Annotated in this window: 12 protein-coding genes and 2 pseudogenes; 8 read left to right on the top strand and 6 right to left on the bottom strand. The window is 65.8% G+C overall.

Annotated elements, in window-relative coordinates; genetic code table 11:
- Positions 1–177 precede the first annotated feature (177 nt).
- From AC07P1_RS16610 to kefC, 5 genes and pseudogenes are all read right to left on the bottom strand, one after another.
- Positions 178–372 (bottom strand): annotated as a pseudogene (locus tag AC07P1_RS16610) (IS3 family transposase); the annotation flags it as partial.
- Positions 373–384: 12 nt separating this feature from the next.
- Positions 385–1,443 carry an IS110 family RNA-guided transposase gene (locus AC07P1_RS16605; RefSeq protein WP_494696851.1) on the bottom strand — a complete coding sequence of 353 codons (1,059 nt, stop codon included), beginning with the start codon at positions 1,441–1,443 and terminating at the stop codon, positions 385–387.
- Between the two features lie 138 nt (positions 1,444–1,581).
- The gene (locus tag AC07P1_RS16600) at positions 1,582–2,328 is read right to left on the bottom strand and encodes an IS3 family transposase (RefSeq protein WP_494696850.1); all 747 of its coding nucleotides are present in this window, start codon (positions 2,326–2,328) and stop codon (positions 1,582–1,584) included.
- The gene (locus AC07P1_RS16595) at positions 2,325–2,684 is read right to left on the bottom strand and encodes a transposase (protein ID WP_494696849.1); all 360 of its coding nucleotides are present in this window, start codon (positions 2,682–2,684) and stop codon (positions 2,325–2,327) included. Before AC07P1_RS16595 ends, AC07P1_RS16600 begins: the two co-directional genes overlap by 4 nt.
- A gap of 58 nt (positions 2,685–2,742) precedes the next feature.
- Positions 2,743–4,548: a glutathione-regulated potassium-efflux system protein KefC gene (gene kefC / locus AC07P1_RS16590; RefSeq protein ID WP_494696848.1), complete on the bottom strand. Its 1,806-nt coding sequence runs from the start codon at positions 4,546–4,548 to the stop codon at positions 2,743–2,745.
- Between the two features lie 196 nt (positions 4,549–4,744).
- Here kefC and AC07P1_RS16585 point away from each other — a divergent pair, with 196 nt between their 5' ends.
- Positions 4,745–5,365, top strand: coding sequence for an FxDxF family PEP-CTERM protein (locus AC07P1_RS16585; protein WP_494696847.1), 621 nt, complete (start codon positions 4,745–4,747; stop codon positions 5,363–5,365).
- A 20-nt stretch (positions 5,366–5,385) separates the two neighbouring features.
- Here the strand turns inward: AC07P1_RS16585 and AC07P1_RS16580 are convergent, their stop codons facing one another.
- Positions 5,386–5,553, bottom strand: coding sequence for a hypothetical protein (locus tag AC07P1_RS16580; RefSeq protein ID WP_494696846.1), 168 nt, complete (start codon positions 5,551–5,553; stop codon positions 5,386–5,388).
- A 33-nt stretch (positions 5,554–5,586) separates the two neighbouring features.
- Between AC07P1_RS16580 and AC07P1_RS16575 the strand changes: the two genes are divergently transcribed.
- From AC07P1_RS16575 to AC07P1_RS16545, 7 genes and pseudogenes are all read left to right on the top strand, one after another.
- Positions 5,587–6,408 (top strand): 3-keto-disaccharide hydrolase, encoded by an 822-nt coding sequence (locus AC07P1_RS16575; protein WP_494696845.1) that lies wholly within the window; start codon positions 5,587–5,589, stop codon positions 6,406–6,408.
- 3 nt (positions 6,409–6,411) lie between these two features.
- The gene (locus AC07P1_RS16570; RefSeq protein ID WP_494696844.1) at positions 6,412–7,284 is read left to right on the top strand and encodes an FAD:protein FMN transferase; all 873 of its coding nucleotides are present in this window, start codon (positions 6,412–6,414) and stop codon (positions 7,282–7,284) included.
- Entirely contained in the window at positions 7,271–8,569 is a 1,299-nt protein-coding gene (locus AC07P1_RS16565) for a Gfo/Idh/MocA family protein (protein ID WP_494696843.1), read from the top strand. The genes AC07P1_RS16570 and AC07P1_RS16565 overlap by 14 nt, the downstream gene beginning before the upstream one ends.
- Positions 8,570–8,675: 106 nt before the next feature.
- Positions 8,676–10,085, top strand: coding sequence for a Gfo/Idh/MocA family oxidoreductase (locus AC07P1_RS16560; RefSeq protein WP_494696842.1), 1,410 nt, complete (start codon positions 8,676–8,678; stop codon positions 10,083–10,085).
- A 327-nt stretch (positions 10,086–10,412) separates the two neighbouring features.
- Positions 10,413–11,537, top strand: a pseudogene (locus AC07P1_RS16555) (AMP-binding protein); the annotation flags it as partial.
- Positions 11,538–11,666: 129 nt separating this feature from the next.
- On the top strand, positions 11,667–15,350 hold the full coding sequence (locus AC07P1_RS16550; RefSeq protein WP_494696865.1) for an acyl carrier protein: 3,684 nt from the start codon (positions 11,667–11,669) through the stop codon (positions 15,348–15,350).
- Positions 15,351–15,471: 121 nt separating this feature from the next.
- Positions 15,472–16,380 (top strand): DNA-binding protein, encoded by a 909-nt coding sequence (locus AC07P1_RS16545; RefSeq protein WP_494696841.1) that lies wholly within the window; start codon positions 15,472–15,474, stop codon positions 16,378–16,380.
- Positions 16,381–16,407 lie beyond the last annotated feature (27 nt).

The following is a 16,407-nucleotide window of genomic DNA, read 5'->3' as shown; positions in this document are numbered from 1 at the left end:
CGAAGTCAGCTCACCATCGCTCTTGATGAGCTGAGATCGTTGATCCCGACATTTAAAATTTGAGGGGAAGGCTCAGGGTCAGGTCCACCATTTCTACACGAGCCGGGCGCTAGGCCTTGCCAGCGTCGGGCTCGTGTCCGAATGTCGGACCTGAGGTGTTCCGGGTTTCGCGGACAGTTAATGAAGCACACGAAACTGCGCTTCAAGGGATGCGGGCGTTTGATAGCCCAAGGTCTGGTGCAAGCGCATCCGATTGTAGTACACCTCGATGTAATCGCGAACCACGCCCAGGGCCTCTGCTCTCGTTGAAAAGAGTTGCCTGTGCATGGTTTCGTTTTTCAGGTTCGAAAAGAAGCTTTCGGCCACAGCATTGACGCTCCTATGTCAAGTGGTCGAGCCAGTCACCTGTAGATCGCTCAATATAACGCGGTAAAGCTCCCTGATGAGGTATCTCTTCAGGCAGCGATGGATTTCCTTGTTGGACATGCCTTCATTGGTTCGCCTTTCAACATAAGCACGTGTTCTCGGCTCACTTCGCATCCGGACCATCGCGATGGTCCACAAGGCATTGTTGCCTTGGCGATCGCCACCGCGATTTAGTCTATGCCGTATCGTCTTTCCGGAGGACGCGGGCAGCGGATTTACTCCGCAAAGTGCCGCTAGTGCCGCCTCGCTGCGCAGACGTTCAGGATTGTCACCGGCTACTGCAATCAAGGTTGCTGCGGTCTGCGGTCCCACGCCGAACTGCTGACGAAGGCTTGGTGCAAATTGACTCGTCAACTTATCAAGCGTGTTGTCGAGTTCTTTAAGTTCATCCGCCAGCGTCAGCCAACGCTTCGCCAGCAGGCGCAGCGTCGCGGTCAATGCCATGAGTACAGTTGTCGTGCCTAACTGTTCAAGATCAGCGCACGCCGCGACGCATTTCTCAGCCTTGGTTTTCCAAAGACGTTCACGGATTTCCTGCGGTGCACTAACCAGGATGGCTCGCAACTGATTGATCGCTTGTGTTTTTGCCTTTACGGCACTTCGCCTGGCAACTGAAACAGTGCGCATGGCCTCTGCTCCTCCTGACTGGGACTTGGGGATTGCTGTCGCCTCGCCGGCAAGCACCGCGCGCGCAGCGTTCTCCGCATCCGTCGGATCTGACTTCCCTTTTAGACGACGCTTGCTCCGATTGGGCCTGTTGACTTCGAGAACCTCAATTCCTTGCTCGCGTAAAACGCGAGCAAGGCCAGCGCCATAGGTCCCAGTGCCCTCAACGCCGGCACGTCGAATACAACCCAGCGAGCGTGCCCATGCGACTAGTTCCAGATGGCCACGTGCGCTGGTTTCTACAGCAAATGTTCCAAGAAACTTGCCTGTGTGACTGATGACTGCGCCGACGTTGACGTCCAAGTGCGTGTCGACTCCGAGAACAACTTCGTTTTGTAGTTGATCGTCCATTTGCGCTCCGAAAGAATGGTAGGCGCATCACCAACCCCACTTCCCGGACAGGACACTCACGGTGCAGGACAAAGCTCCTATTAGGTCACAGGCAACGGGCCCGGCAACGCTCGGGGAACGCTCTGCCAAATCGACAGGTCAACGCAAAGGCACAGAACCAATCCCAGCACGGGTCAGATTTGGTAGGCGTTCGCTGCTCATCATAGACTGAGTGTCCCAACAATTGCCCTTGCGGCTCATGCTCGGCAGCGCGCCGTGTTCGGCCAGCAAGTTGCGGTAATCGGCGCAGCCATACACAGAGCCTTGGTCGCTGTGGAAAATGATCCCGGGCGCAGGTCGTCGCTGTTGCATCGCCATAGACAACGCCGCCATCGGTAACGTGGCTGCCTGCCTGGTGTCCGTCGACCAACCCACCACCCGGCGCGCGAACAAGTCCAGTACCACGGCCAGATGCAAGAACCCCTCTTTGGTGCGTAGCACGGTCATATCGCCGACCCACACCTGGTTCGGCGCGCGCACCTCAAAGGCGCGCTTGACCAAGTCCGGCGCTGGTGGCAGCACCCGTTCTTTCGCTTTAATGGCACGAAAGCGCCTGGCGCGGACCGTTTGAATGCCCTCCAGCTTTCTCAACTTGGCCACCCGGTGTTTGCCACAACGGATCCCTGCCGAATTGAGCAGGCGCCACGTTTTCAATATCCCGGGCGTCGCGCGGTGCCGCATATGGATCTTGACGATCTCTTGGCGCATGGCGAGATCTTCCCGGCTGCGCAGGCTCGGCGGCGCCGTCTTGAAGGCGTAATACCCACTGCGGCCGACGTCGAGCGCCAAACACAACGCTTTGACTGAGAACTCGCTGCGATGCTCATCGATGACGGCGTACTTCACTTCTTGAGGCGAGTTAAGTACGCATCTAACTTTTTTAAGATGGCCAGCTCCTGTTCGGCTTTGGCCAGTTGGCGACGCAGTTGCTCGACCTCGCTCAATTGACTGACGGCAGGCCGGCCTGCCGAGCGCAACTGGCCTCCTGCTGGCTGCTCTTCGAGTTGCTTGGCCCATTTGTAGAGCTGATTACGACGCAAACCAAGCGCCAACGCCAAGGCGGTGGCGCTCTGCTTGCCATCATGTAGCCGGGAGACCGCAGCGCGCTTGAATTCATCCGTAAACACGGCCCGCTGCTTCGGCACCGGCTGCGCCGATATCGGAATGATCTCCCGTTTGGAAGGTAACTGCTTTTTATTCATGAATATCCTCTCAGGACGTATTGTCCTCTATTTGGATGTCCATGAAACCCGGGCTATCTCAACCTGACCCCGCTGGTTTTTCGGCGTTTTGGAAGGCGGCGGCGTCGCCGGCGAACATTTCCTCCAGCTCCAGGCGTCCCTTGCGCGTGAGCGAGACCATCTCGTCCTGGTCCTGCTGGTGCGGGTACACTTCCATCAGCATCTTGAGGTTGTGCGTGCGGAAGGTGCGCGCGGCGTGCTCGGCGCGCTCGGCGGCAAAGCCCAGCTGCTGCAATACCTTGGCGCCCAGTTGCAACGACGATTCGAAGGTTTCGCGCTCGATCAGCGTCACGCCACGGTCCAGCAGCTCGTAGTAGTGGGTGACGTTGCGCGCCCGCGCCAGGATCGTCAGCGACGGATAGCGCTCGCGCACGGCGTCGACCAGCGCCAGGCTGTCGTCGACGTTGTCGATCGCGATCACCAGGGTGGTGGCCTTGCCGATACCGGCCGCCTCCAGCAGGTCGATGCGGGTGGCGTCGCCGTAGAACACCTCGTAACCGAATTTGCGCAGCAACTCGATCTGGTCGGGGTCGTGGTCGAGCACCGTGACGCCGATGCGGTTGGCCGACAGCAGGCGGCCGATGATCTGGCCGAAGCGGCCGAAGCCGGCGATGATGACCGGGTGTTCGACCGTGATCTTGTCCGCCTCGCGCTTCTTTTTGGCCGTGCGCAGGCGCGGCGCCGCCAGCTTGTCGTATAGCAGCAGCAACAGCGGCGTGGCCACCATCGACAAGGTCACCACCATCACCAGCATGGCCGAGGTCTCCGGCGCCAGCACCCTGGCTTCGACGGCCGTTCCGAACACCACGAAGGCGAATTCGCCGCCCTGCGACATCAGCAGCGCGAAGAACAGGCGCTGGCCGCGCGGAATGTCGAACCAGAACGACATGCCGTACAGCAGGCCGCCCTTGAGCAGCAGCAGGCCGCAGGTGAGCCCCGCCACCAGCAGCGGATGGGCCAGCAACACGCCGAAGTCGGCCGACATGCCGACCGCTATGAAGAACAGGCCGAGCAGCAGTCCCTTGAACGGTTCCAGGTCGCTGACCAGCTGGTGGCGGTATTCGGAGTCGGCCAGCAGCACGCCGGCGGTGAACGTGCCCAGCGCCAGCGACAGCCCGACCGATTCCATCAGCAGGCAGATGCCGATCACCAGCAGCAGCGCGAAGGCGGTGAACAGTTCGCGCAGGCCGGTGCGGGCGAGGAAACGCATCACCGGGTTGACCAGGCAGCGGCCGAAGGCGACCAGGGTCAGCAGCACCGCCACCAGCTTGACCGCGCGCATCCAGCCGCCGCTTTCATGCTCGGCGGCCACGCCGGCCAGTAGCGGCACCAGCGCGATCATCGGTATCGCGGCGATATCCTGGAACAGTAAAATGGAAAAGCTCGCCGAGCCGGCCGGGCTGGGCATCAGCTTGCGCTCGCCCAAGGTGGCCAGCACGATGGCGGTCGACGACAGCGACATGCCGAGGCCGGCGACCAGCGCGATTTTCCAGTCGACGCCGAACGCCATGGCCGCAGCGGTGAGCGCGGCGCTGACAATCACCACCTGCACGCCGCCCCAGCCGAAGATCGGCCGACGCAGCGACCACAGCTTTTTGGGCTCCAGCTCCAGTCCGATCAGGAACAGCATCAGCACCACGCCGAACTCCGAGACGCTGAGCACGTCCTCGACATTGCCGATCAGCGACAGGCCCCACGGTCCGATCAGGGCGCCGGCGGCCAGATAGCCGAGCACCGCGCCCATGCCGGCGCGCTTGGCCAGCGGCACCAGCACCACGGCCGCGACCAGATAAAACACCATGTGTAAGAGAAAGCCGTGTGCCATAGGATTCCGTTGTGGGCGCCGCTGCCGGCGCTGATTGTCGAGCCAGCAAGTATCTCATCCGGCGGACCTTGCCGTCCACCATCGGAATGGAGAGGGCTCGTAAAAAAATACCAAGTTTCTTGAACTAATTTTAAGGTATCGGGAATCTACGGTAGGCAGCCGAGTGGCGCCTCCCACAACGATAAGGATGACGAGAATGAAAAATTTACTCAAGAACACCCTGGCCGTGGCCGCGCTGGCCCTGGCCGCCCAGGCCCACGCCGTGACCGACGTGGCCGGCGATTTCCTCGCGGGCTACACCGGTAGCCGCGACGCCGCCTTCGACGTGCTGTCGGCCGACGTCAGCTTCAACGCCGCCACCAATGAATTCGTGTTCAGCACGACGGCGGCGGGCGCGATCGCCGGCGTCAACGGCGCCGCCTACGTCTTCGGCCTCAATGCCGGCGGCACGGCCAACGCACCGTTCACGTCGGTCGGACTGCCGGGCGCGGTGTTCAACCGCACGGTCACCTTGCGCGCCAACGGGACGGCCGGGGTCGGAGCGACACCGATCACCGAGCAAATCGTCGGCGACCGGATTTTCACCACGGTGTCGGCATCGCTGCTGCCATCGAACGGCCTGGCGTTCAAGGATTACACCTGGACCGTGTGGTCCATCGATACCAACGTCGCCGGGCTCGGCCGTCTGGCGGACTTCGCGCCAGACGCCAACATCAACGTCACGGCCGTGCCGGAGCCGGCCACCTACGGCATGCTGCTCGCCGGACTGGGAATGCTGGGCATGGTGGCCCGCCGCCGCGCGCGCGGCCGGGACTGAGCCGGCCGGCGTTGGACTTTTCACTGTTTTTCATCGGAAGCGACCAACCGATGACCGGCGGCGGTCAACAGCGCCACCGCACGCTGCAGATCGCCGCGTTGCACCAGCAAATGGTCGCCGTCGATGATCGCGCCGCCATGGCGAGCGGTCAGGAAGTTGTATCGCACATCAAAAGATTGCGCTATCATTTCTCCCGACGCAGTTCAGTTCGAGAGGGTTTGATGAGCAAATTGGCAGCGATACTGTTACTCGCCGGGACCGCCTTGACGGTCGGCACGACCGCGACGGCGGCGGTCAAGCCGGCGCAAGGGACCTGTGCGGACGGCGCCGGCGGCGCCCCTCGGACCAGCCTGACGCCGGCGGAGAAGGCGGAGGGCTGGCGTCTGCTCTGGGACGGCAGCACGTCCGCCGGCTGGCGCGGCGTCAAGTCGGACGATTTCCCTCAGAAAGGCTGGCAAATGTGCGGCGGCGTGCTGTCCGTGCAGGGCAAGGACGGCGAGGAATCGCAGGGCGGCGGCGACATTATCACCAAGCAGCGCTACGCCGATTTCGAGTTGAGCGCCGAATTCAAGGCCACCCCGGGCGCCAACAGCGGCATCAAGATCTTCACCCAGCCGACCCTCAGCGCCATCGACAAGGTCACCGGCAAGCCCACCCAGATCGGCTCGGCCATCGGCCTGGAGTTCCAGGTGCTCGACGACGAGCGCCATCCCGACGCCAAGCTCGGCCGCGACGGCAACCGCACCATCGGCTCGCTGTACGATCTCATTCCCGCCCCCAAGGACAAGACCGTGAAGCCGGTCGGCGAGTGGAACCAGGCGCGCATCGTCTCGAAAGGAAAGCTCGTCTCGTTCTGGCTCAACGGCAAAAAGACGGTCGAGTTCGAGCGCGGATCGCAGGCCTTCCGCGCCAGCGTCGCCGCCAGCAAGTTCAAGGACATCCCCTCGTTTGGCGAATGGCCCGATGGCCACATTCTGCTGCAGGACCACGGTAACGATGTGTCGTTCCGCAACATCAAGATTCGCGACCTGGGCGGAAAATAGGCCATGCCGGGGGCGCCTGTTTTCCAGCACACGTTCGCGGCGATGAACACCCGCTTCACCATGGTGCTGCCGTCGGTGTCCGCCGACGAGGGCGCCCGGCTGGCGCGCGAGGTGGAGGCGTTCGTGGACGGCCAGGAGCGGCTCATGAGCCGGTTCGTGGAGGACGGCGCCGTGGCGCGCATCAATCGGAGCGCGGCACAGGCGGCGGTGGCCGCCGGCGACGCCTGGGACTTGCTGGTGGCCTGCCGCGACCATTGGCGGCGCACCGGCGGCGCCTTCGATATCGCCCAGGGCGCCCGCATCGGCGGGAGCTCGTTCGCCGCGGCGGACAACGGCATGCAACACGTCGAACTCGATGACGCCGCCCGTACCGTGCGTTTCGCCTCGCCCGGCATCAAGCTCGACCTTGGCGGCGTGGGCAAGGGCATCGCCCTCGACAATGTGGTGCGGCGGTTGCGCGCGCGCGACGTCGAGCGGGCGTTCCTGAGTTTCGGGGAAAGCTCGATCGCCGTTATCGGCAGCCACCCGGCCGGCCCCTACTGGCCGGTGGGTGTTGTCGATCCCGCGCGCGACGATACCGCGCTGCACAGCTTTCGCCTGCGCGACGGCGCCATGTCCACGTCGGGCAACCGGACGGACCAGGGCCACACCGTCGATCCGCGCACCGGCCTGCGGCGCGACGGACGATGCGTGCTGTCGGTGGCGTGCGCCAGCGCGGTGGACGCCGAAGTGCTCTCGACCGCGCTGCTGGTCACTCCGTGCGCCGCGCGCGCCGGCATATTGAACAACTACCCCGGGGCGGAAGGCGTCGAGTTCGTAAGCTCGGCGGATGCCGACCCGCGCGGCCTGCACAAGAGATGGCATGATGCATCCTGACGTCCCCGAAAACACCGGCGATCTGGCCGAAGACCGCCTGCGCCGCCGCCAGTTCCTGACCCGGCTGGCGGCCACCGTGGCCGGCTCCGGCGTGTTGAGCGCGCTGCCGTGGATGGCGCCGTTGCGCGCGGCGCCGCTCGGTTCGGCCGCGTCCGACCGGGTCCGCCTCGGCGTGATAGGCACCGGCTCGCGCGGCCGGAGGCTGATGCAGGACCTGTTGCGCACCCCCGGTGTCGAGCTGGTGGCGCTGTGCGACAGCCACGCGCCCCATCTGCGGCTCGCCATGCAAATGGCGGGCGACAAGGCGCTGGCTTTCTCAGACCACCGCGCGCTGCTGGCGACCCCGCACCTCGACGGCGTGGTGATCGCGACGCCGCTCCATCAGCATGCGCCGATGTGCCTCGACGCGCTGGCGGCCGACAAGCACGTGTTTTGCGAAAAAAGCCTGGCGCTGACCATCGACGAATGCCGCGCCGTCGCCCGCGCGGCCGGCGCCAGCAAGCGCGCGTTCCAGATCGGGCACCAGCGCCTGTTCAGCAACCAGTTCCTGCAGGCGCACCAGATGGTGCGCGAGGGCGCGATCGGCCACATCACCCAGATCCGCGCCCACTGGCACCGCAACGCCGACTGGCGCAACCCGGCCGCCACCCCGGAACTGGAACGCATCCTCAACTGGCGCCTGTACCGCGCCTACTCGGCAGGACTGATGGGGGAGTTGGGCTCGCACCACCTGCACGTCGCCAACTGGTTCCTGGACGCGGCGCCCTTGTCCTGCGTCGGTTACGGCAGCATCAACCATTGGAAGGACGGCCGCGAAGTGCACGACAACGTCAACGTCGTCTACCGCTATCGGGACGGGGTGTCGGTGGTCTACGACTCGCTCAGCAGCAATCGCTTCCACGGCATGGAGGTGCAGATCATGGGATCGAAGGGCACCATCGAAGGGGAGAGCGCCAAGGCCTACTTCGAGCAGGCGCAGCCCGCGCCCGGCGTGGCCCGGCTGGTCACCCAGCTCGAACAGGGCCGGTTCGACACCGCCGCCGTCGCCGCGCCTTCCTGGAAGCCCGAGCTCAAACAGGGCGGCCAGGGCCTGGCGTTGCGCCGCAACGCCAACGGCGACGACGGCACCGCCGTATCGCTGGCCGCCTTCGCCAATACCATCCGTTCCGGCCAGAAGATCCCGCAGATGATCGAACACGCCTACCGCGCCGGCGTCGCCACGTTGATGGGGCTGGCAGCGGTGGAACAGGGTGGCGAAATCCTGTGGCCGGGTCATTACGAATGAGCCGGTTTTCCGGCCCGATTCAAACCGCCGTGGTCGTTGGCGGCCTCGGGGAACGGCCGCGACGCCCGGCCATGTCAAACACTTGTCAACCAGAACTGGAATCATCATGACGCACACGCCTTCCTCGCCGCGCCGCCGCGCCTTCGTCCAGGGCGCGCTCAGCGCAGGCGCTTCGGCGCTCCTCGCGCCGCGCTTGGCCATGGCAGCCACTGCGGGCGACAAGGTCAACCTGGCCTGCGTGGGGATCGGCAACCGCGCCGCCCAGATCATCCTGGACCTGCACGCGACCGGCCTGGCGAACATCGTGGCCCTGTGCGACACCGACATGGGCGCACCGCACACCGCGCAAATCCTCAAGCTGTTCCCCGACGTGCCGCGCTTCCGCGATTTCCGCCAGATGTTCGACAAGATGGGCAAGCAGATCGACGCCGTCAGCGTCGGCACGCCGGATTTCTCGCACTTTCCGATCGCCATGCTCGCCATGTCGCAGGGCAAGCATGTGTATTGCGAAAAACCGATGGGGCAGAGTTTCCGCCAGATCGAATTGATGATGGCCGCCGAGAAGAAATACAAGGTCGCCGCCCAGATGGGCAACCAGGGCCATTCCGGCCCCAATTACTTTCAGTTCCAGGCCTGGGTCAACGCCGGCGTCATCAAGAATGTCACCCGCATCACGGCCTATATGAACAACCCGCGCCGCTGGCACGGGATGCGGGTGTCGGGCTACCTGCCGGCGCAGCCGCTGCCGGATGGGCTCGACTGGGACGGCTGGCTCGCCACCGAGCGGTTCCACGCCTATAACAAGGGTTATGTGAACGGCGACTGGCGCTCGTGGTTCGACTTCGGCAACGGCGCGCTCGGCGACTGGGGCGCGCACATCTTCGACACCGCCCACGAGTTCTTGCAACTGGGTCTGCCGACCCGGGTGGACGCGGTCAGGCTGGACGGCCACAGTCCCTTCATTTTTCCGCAGGCGTCGACTCTGGGCTTCCATTTCCCGGCGCGTGGCGCGCTGCCGGCGCTGGACCTGACCTGGTATGACGGCAAGGACAACCTGCCGCCGCTGCCGGCGAACATGGGGGCGTCCGTGGTCGATCCATCGATTCCGCCGCCGTCGAAAGGCGCCAACGCCAGCGCCGACCAGCTGGCGCCCGGAAAGATCATTTACGGGGAAGGGCTGACGTTCAAGGGCGGCACGCATGGTTCCGAGCTGCAAATCCTCGACGGCGAAAAATCGGAGGCGATCCGCGCGCGCCTGCCGGCGGTCCCGGTCAGCCCTTCCAACCACTACGCCAACTTCCTGCGCGCCTGCATGGGGCAGGAAACCTGCCGCTCGAGTTTCGCGGTCGCCGGGCCGTTGTGTCAAACGATGAGCCTGGGCGTCATCGCCCAGCGCGTGAACGCGACGCTGGAATTCGATCCGGTCGGCAAGCGCGTGACCAACCACCGGCTGGCCGACTCGCTGCTGGACGGCGTGCCGCCGCGCAAGGAGTGGGAGCAGTTCTACAAACTCTGAGGCGCGGGTCCGCGCCGCCGGTCGCACTCCCTCATACGGCCGGACGGCGCCGCCAGGGCCGCCGGCTTTTTCTCGACCACGCGCCATCCGGCGCCGTCCCCCGTTTTTGCCCGGCCCGTTCACGGCCACCGTCCACCATGCACCCAAAGCAAGGGTTCTTGAATTGAGCCACGTCAAGGCGGGCGTTGAAAACGTTGTTAATCTGAATTGATTGAAGCGTACTCCGCCATAAAAACGCCGCGACTACTTTGACGAAAGTCCAGCCGCGTGCTCGTTGACGACGTCGTTCCGTTGCCCGCCGCTCCCTCCACCGCCACGAAAGGACACATGGACATCACCGGCTCCCTTTCTATTTCGCAGGGTCGAGGCAGCGGCGCGGCAACGCCGATCATCACCGACGTGGTGGCGGGTTTCGAACAGCAGGCGGGCCGGCACGGCCACCTCATCGCCGTCAAGAGCGAGCGGCACGCCCTCAGTTATGCCGAGTTGAACCGCCGCGCCGACCAGCTGTGCGCCACGCTGCTGGCGCGCGGGCTGCCGGGCGAGGCGCGGGTGGCCGTCTGTTTCGAACCCGGACCGCTGACCGCGATCGCGGTGCTGGCCGTGCTGAAGGCGGGCATGGCCTACGTGCCGCTGTCGCCGGACGATCCGGCCGCGCGCCTCGCCTATATCGTGCGGGACGCGGGTGTCGCGCTGGCGCTCACGCAGGCCGATCTGCAGCCGAAGCTGGGCGCCTTGATCCGCGACACCATGGTGCTCGGGCCGGTCCAGCCGCTGCCCGCCGTCCCTGTGGAGCCCGCGCCGCGCAACCCCGCCGACCCCGACAGCCTGGCCTATCTGCTGTACACCTCCGGCTCGACCGGCAAGCCCAAGGGCGTGATGGTGACCCGGCGCAACCTGGCGTACTACCTGGATTGGCACTGCCATCACTTGCGACCGGAACTGGGCGGCATCGACCTGCCGCTGACGTCGTCGATGTGATTTGCCGCCCATGCCGCGCAGTTCTATGCGCCTTTGCTGCTCGGACGCACCCAGCATGTGCCGGACCGGGACGTTCTGCGCCAGCCGGCGCAGCTGCTCGACTGGTATCGCGACCGTCCCGGGTTCGGCCTGTATTGCGCGCCGTCGGTCTGGAACGAGGTGCTCAAATGCGTCGAGGCGCTGCCGCCCGGCGAACGGCCGGCCGGCCCGGCCTGCGTTCTGCTGTCCGGCGAGGCGGTGCACGACGTGCTGCTCGATCGCAGCGCCCGCATCTGGCCGGCGCTGCGCATCTGGAACCTGTACGGACCGACCGAGGCCACCGCCAACGCCAGCTATGCGGAACTGCGCGCCGGCGCGCCGGCCGGCATCGGCAGGCCGATCGCCGGTTCCGAGATTTTCCTGCTGGACCAGGAGTTGCGTGAGGTCGGACCGGGCGAGCCCGGCGAGATCTGCATCTGCGGCGACGGCGTGGCGCTTGGCTATGTCAACCTGCCGGAACTGACGCGCCGGCGCTTCATCGCCAATCCCTTGCCGCACTTCGCCGGCCGGCCGCTGTTCCGTACCGGCGACCTGGGCAGGTACAACCCGCGAGGCGAGCTGATGTATCTCGGCCGGCGCGACTTCCAGGTCAAGATACGCGGCGTGCGCATCGAGTGCGGCGAGGTCGAGGCGGCGTTGACGGCCCATCGCGCCGTGCGCATGGCGGCGGTCGTCTGCCGCGAAGAGGGGTTGGACAAGAGCCTGGTGGCGTATCTGGTGTTTCATCCCGGTGCCGACGTGCCGGTCGACCAGATCCGCGCCGCGCTGGCGGTGCGGTTGCCGGAAGCGATGCTGCCGTCGGCGTGGGTGGTGCTCGAGGCGCTGCCCACGCTGGCCAACGGCAAGATCGACCGGGGCGGCTTGCCGCCGCCCGGCCGGGACCGGCCACGGCTGGCCTACGCCTGCGTTCCGCCGCGCACCGCCATGCAGCGCAAACTGCTGCGCATGTGGGAGCGGGTGCTGGGGTTCGAAGGACTGGGCATCGACGACCACTTCTTCGAACTGGGCGGCGATTCGCTGAAGGTGGCCGCCGTCATCAGCCGCGTGCGCGCCGAGCTGGGCATCGCGCTCGATTATCGGCGTTTCTTCGACCATCCCACGCCGGCCGCGCTGGCCGGGCGGTTGTCGGCTCCCGCCGCCCCGGACCAGGTGGCGACGGTGACGATATCGGCGGCATCGGCGATGGCGCCCGGCCTGTGCTCGCCCGGCCAGGCCGGCCTGTGGCTGCTGGCGCAAACCTATCCCGGCCTGGGCGCCTATAACATGCGCTTTTCGCTGCGCCTGAACGGCGACCTCGACGAAGATGCCGCCGACGCCAGCCTGGCCGCCGTGGTGGACGCGCACGACGCGTTGCGCACCGTGTTCGCGCAGGACGGCGACCGCCTGCTGGCATCGGTGCGGACCGGGCTGGCGGTCGCGGCGCGCCGGGTCGACCTGCGCTATGCCGTTCCGGCCACCGCCGGACGCGAGTGCGAGCGGCTGGCCGACGACGATGGCGGCCAGCCCTTCGATCTGGAACAAGGCCCGCTGTTCCGCTTCACCTGCTTCAGTTTGCCCGGCAACGAGCACCGTTTGCAGGTGACGGTGCATCAAGCCGTCTTCGACGGCCGCTCCATCGGCTTGTTTTGCCGCCAATTCATCGACCACTACCGGTCCCGCACCGGCGGACCGGCGCTTGCGACTACCCCCGCGATGGGCTACGCCGACTGGGTGCGCTGGCGGGCGGCGCAGGAAAGCGCCGCCGGCCTGGCGTTCTGGCGCCGGCATCTCGACGGCTGCCAGCCGGTGCTGGCGATGCCGACCGACTACCAGCGTCCGCCCGTGCGCGGCTTCCGCGGCGCGGTCAGCCGGCTGACGGTTGCGGCCGGGCTGCACGACAGCCTGGCGGCATTCAACCACCGCCACGGCACCACCTCGTTCATGACCCTGTTCGCGGTGTTCAACCTGCTGCTGCACCGCTATTCCGGCCAGAACGACGTGCTGCTCGCCTGTCCGGCCGCCAACCGCGAGCCGCTGGCGGCCGCCGACACCATCGGCCTGTTCGCCAACACCATGGTGATGCGCACCCGGATGAACGCCGGCGACACCTTCGGCGCGCTGCTGGCGCAGGTGCGCGCCGCGTCGCTGGCTTGCCTGGAACATCAGTCCTTCCCGTTCGAAAAATTGGTCGAGGTGTTGCAGCCGGCGCGCGGCGCCAGTCGTACGCCCCTGGTGCAGGCGATGTTCTTGTTCCAGGAAAAACTGTTTCGGGGCGCGATCAACGAACGCCTGCGCTGTACGGTCCAAGAGGACGGCAACGACGACGCCAAATACGAGCTGACCCTGGAGGTGCAGGACCGGGAGCAGGGGCCGGAATTGCGCCTCTCCTATAACAGCGACCTGTACGCGCAGGGCAGCGCCGAGCGCATGCTGCGCCAGTTCGTGATGCTGCTGGAGCAGGTGCTCGACGAACCGGGCCGCGCGCTGGGCGCCTACGAGCTGTCCAGCGCCACCGACCGCGCCCTGATGGCGCACTGGAACGCGACGGCCGACGGCACCCCTCCGGACACGGTGTTGCGGCTGTTCGAGCGGCAGGCGGCCGCCACGCCGGACGCCCCGGCCCTGGCTAGCCGGGAGCGGGGCCTGGCCTACGGCGAACTGGACCGGAGCGCCAACCAGTTGGCCCACCACCTGATCGCGGCCGATGTCGGCCTCGGGCCGGGCGCGGCGGGCCGCCGGGTCGGCGTGCACCTGGAGCCGTCCGCCGACCTGGTCGTCACGCTGCTGGCGATACTCAAGACGGGCGCGGCCTACGTGCCGCTGGACCCGGGCTACCCGCGCGAGCGGCTGGCCGACGTCATCGCCGACGCCCGCCCGGCCCTGATCGTCACGCAGCGTTCCCATTTGCCGCGCCTGCCCGCCTGCGACGTGCCGCTGGTAGTGGTCGACGACGAGCGGGCGCAGGTCGCCCGGCGTCCTGCCGGCGCGCCGCTGGCCGCCGTCGATCCGCACAGCCTGATGTATGTGACTTATACCGCCGGATCGACCGGCCGCCCCAAGGGCGTGAAAGTGCCGCACGCCGGCGTGTGCAACTACGTGCGGTGGATGCGCTCGCGCTTCCCGCTGCGCCCCGCCGACAAGGTGCTGGGCAGCGCCTCGATCAATGTCGACAGTTCGGCGTGGGAGATTTTCCTGCCCTTGATCAGCGGCGCGCAGCTGCACCTGGGCCGGCGCGACCAACTGGCGGCGCCGGAAGCGCTGGGCGCGCTGATACGGACCGACGGTATCACCCAGATCCAGTTCGAGCCGTCGGCGCTGCGCTCCTTCGCCGACGCCGGGCAGCTGCCGTTGTGCCCCTCGCTGCGGCGCATCTTCTGCGGCGGCGGGACACTGTCGCTGACCTTGCAGGACGACGTGCTGGCCAGCTATAACGGCGAGTTGCACAACCTGTACGGGCCGACCGAAGCCTCGATCCATGTCTGCCACTGGGCCTGCCGGCGCGGCGAACGCCTGCGTTCGGTGCCGATCGGCAGGCCGGTGGCCAACACCGTGATCCACATCCTCGACGCCGCGCTGCGGCCTGTGCCGATCGGCATGGCCGGCGAGCTCTATATCGGCGGCGTGCAGGTCGCGCACGGCTACCACCAGCGGCAGGAACTGACGGCGCGGGTGTTCATACCGGATACCTTCACCTACCTGCCGTCCGGTCCGTCCCTGCCGGCGCCCGCCACGCTGTTCAAGACCGGTGACCTGGGGCGCTACTGGCACGACGGCACCATCGAGTTCCTGGGGCGCGCCGATCCTGCGGCGGCGCCCGGGTCGGAATACCGGCCGGGCCCCGCCGTCAACGCCGGCTCTGCCCCGGCTGCGGCGGCGCGCCGCTACGTCACCGCGACCGAACTGGCGCTGGCGGCGATCTGGGAGTCGGTGCTGGGCGACGCCAATTTCGGCCCGGAGGACAGCTTTTTCGACGTGGGCGGCCATTCACTGTTGATGGCGATGACGCGCAGCCTGATCGTGCAACGTTTGCAAGTGGAGGTGAGCAACATCGATCTGCTCCGGTACCCAACCATCCGCAGCCTGGCGCGCCATATCGCCTGCGGCGGCACGCCCGGCGACGCGATGCTGTCGCGGATGGCGCAAACGGCGGCGCGACGCGACGAGCGTGCCGGCCAGCGTTCGCCGATTCTGGTTGCCGTTGCCGTTGCCGCTACGGCTGCTTCCGGCCGCGACTCCGATGACTCGGATCCGCTCTCATTGCGATGATGATCGCGGCAACGTGGGAGTGCGCAGAGAATCGAGAATGATACGGATAGATTTCCACTTCGTGCGAAAATAGTACATAATTACGTGGTATGTAATACAGTACGAATCAAACGGAGGAAATATGGCGAGAGCAGGGCTTGAGAAATCGGACGTGAGGAAGGCGCGGGACAGCTTGATCGCGCAATCACAGTATCCATCCGTGGACGCGGTTCGCATCGCTCTCGGCAATACCGGGTCCAAGACCACGATCCATAAGTATCTCAGGGAACTGGAAGAGGAGGAGGGCGGTAGCGGCGGGCAGAAGGCGTCGATCAGCGAAGCGTTGCAAGATCTGGTCGAACGACTGGCGGCGCGCCTTGCTGAAGAAGCCGACGTTCGGATCGAGCAGGCGACACGGGGGTTCCAAGCCAAGGAACAAGCCCATGCGCAGGCTTACCGGCAACTGCAAGGCGAACTACTCGCCAATCAAGAGGCCGCCCGTGGATTGGAGGAGCGCCTGCGGAGCGAGATTGCCGGCCACGCCAAAACACGTGCCGCCCTCCAGGCCGAAACCGTCGCGCGCCATACGGCCGGACAGCAAGTGACCGATTTGAAAGATCGGCTTGAGCAGGTGAAGCTGGAGCTGCGCCAGCAGCAACTGGCGGCGCGGAGCAAGCAGGACGAGGTCACCAAACTCAATCAGGAGGGCGCCCGCCTGGTCCTGGAGTTGTCGCATACGAAGCAGTCGCTTTACGAGCAACTAACCAATGGCCGCAAGCTGGAACAGAAGATCGAGCAGCTTCAGGCCGCCCACCTGCACACGGGCGATCTTCAACGCCAACTCGTCAGCAAAATCGCCGAAGCCGAAGTGCTGAGCGAGCAACTGAAGAGCGCCGAAGCACGGCTGGAACCGGCCAGGGCGCGGTTACGCGAGTTCGAGTTGCTTCTGGCCCAGGCCAACGCCAAGGCGCAGGCGCAAGATCAGATTGGCGAGCAGTTGCAAGCCTATCTCGACAAAATGACAGCAGGTGCAAAGACGAAAGCTAAATAGCTGGATGAAATCCAGCAGGTCACGGGC

Source organism: Duganella sp. GW821-FHT07F09 (assembly GCF_059418705.1).
Note: the sequence above shows the minus strand (reverse complement) of the source record. Positions and strands in the feature narration are given on the sequence as shown.

Bases quoted from the DNA above. Each gene is read 5' to 3' on its own strand.
- AC07P1_RS16575 (WP_494696845.1), top strand. From the start codon at position 5,587: ATGAGCAAATTGGCAGCGATACTGTTACTCGCCGGGACCGCCTTGACG.
- kefC (WP_494696848.1), bottom strand. From the start codon at position 4,548: ATGGCACACGGCTTTCTCTTACACATGGTGTTTTATCTGGTCGCGGCC.
- AC07P1_RS16605 (WP_494696851.1), bottom strand. From the start codon at position 1,443: ATGGACGATCAACTACAAAACGAAGTTGTTCTCGGAGTCGACACGCAC.
- AC07P1_RS16565 (WP_494696843.1), top strand. From the start codon at position 7,271: ATGATGCATCCTGACGTCCCCGAAAACACCGGCGATCTGGCCGAAGAC.
- AC07P1_RS16595 (WP_494696849.1), bottom strand. From the start codon at position 2,684: ATGAATAAAAAGCAGTTACCTTCCAAACGGGAGATCATTCCGATATCG.
- AC07P1_RS16550 (WP_494696865.1), top strand. From the start codon at position 11,667: ATGTATCTCGGCCGGCGCGACTTCCAGGTCAAGATACGCGGCGTGCGC.
- AC07P1_RS16570 (WP_494696844.1), top strand. From the start codon at position 6,412: ATGCCGGGGGCGCCTGTTTTCCAGCACACGTTCGCGGCGATGAACACC.
- AC07P1_RS16585 (WP_494696847.1), top strand. From the start codon at position 4,745: ATGAAAAATTTACTCAAGAACACCCTGGCCGTGGCCGCGCTGGCCCTG.
- AC07P1_RS16560 (WP_494696842.1), top strand. From the start codon at position 8,676: ATGACGCACACGCCTTCCTCGCCGCGCCGCCGCGCCTTCGTCCAGGGC.
- AC07P1_RS16580 (WP_494696846.1), bottom strand. From the start codon at position 5,553: ATGATAGCGCAATCTTTTGATGTGCGATACAACTTCCTGACCGCTCGC.
- AC07P1_RS16545 (WP_494696841.1), top strand. From the start codon at position 15,472: ATGGCGAGAGCAGGGCTTGAGAAATCGGACGTGAGGAAGGCGCGGGAC.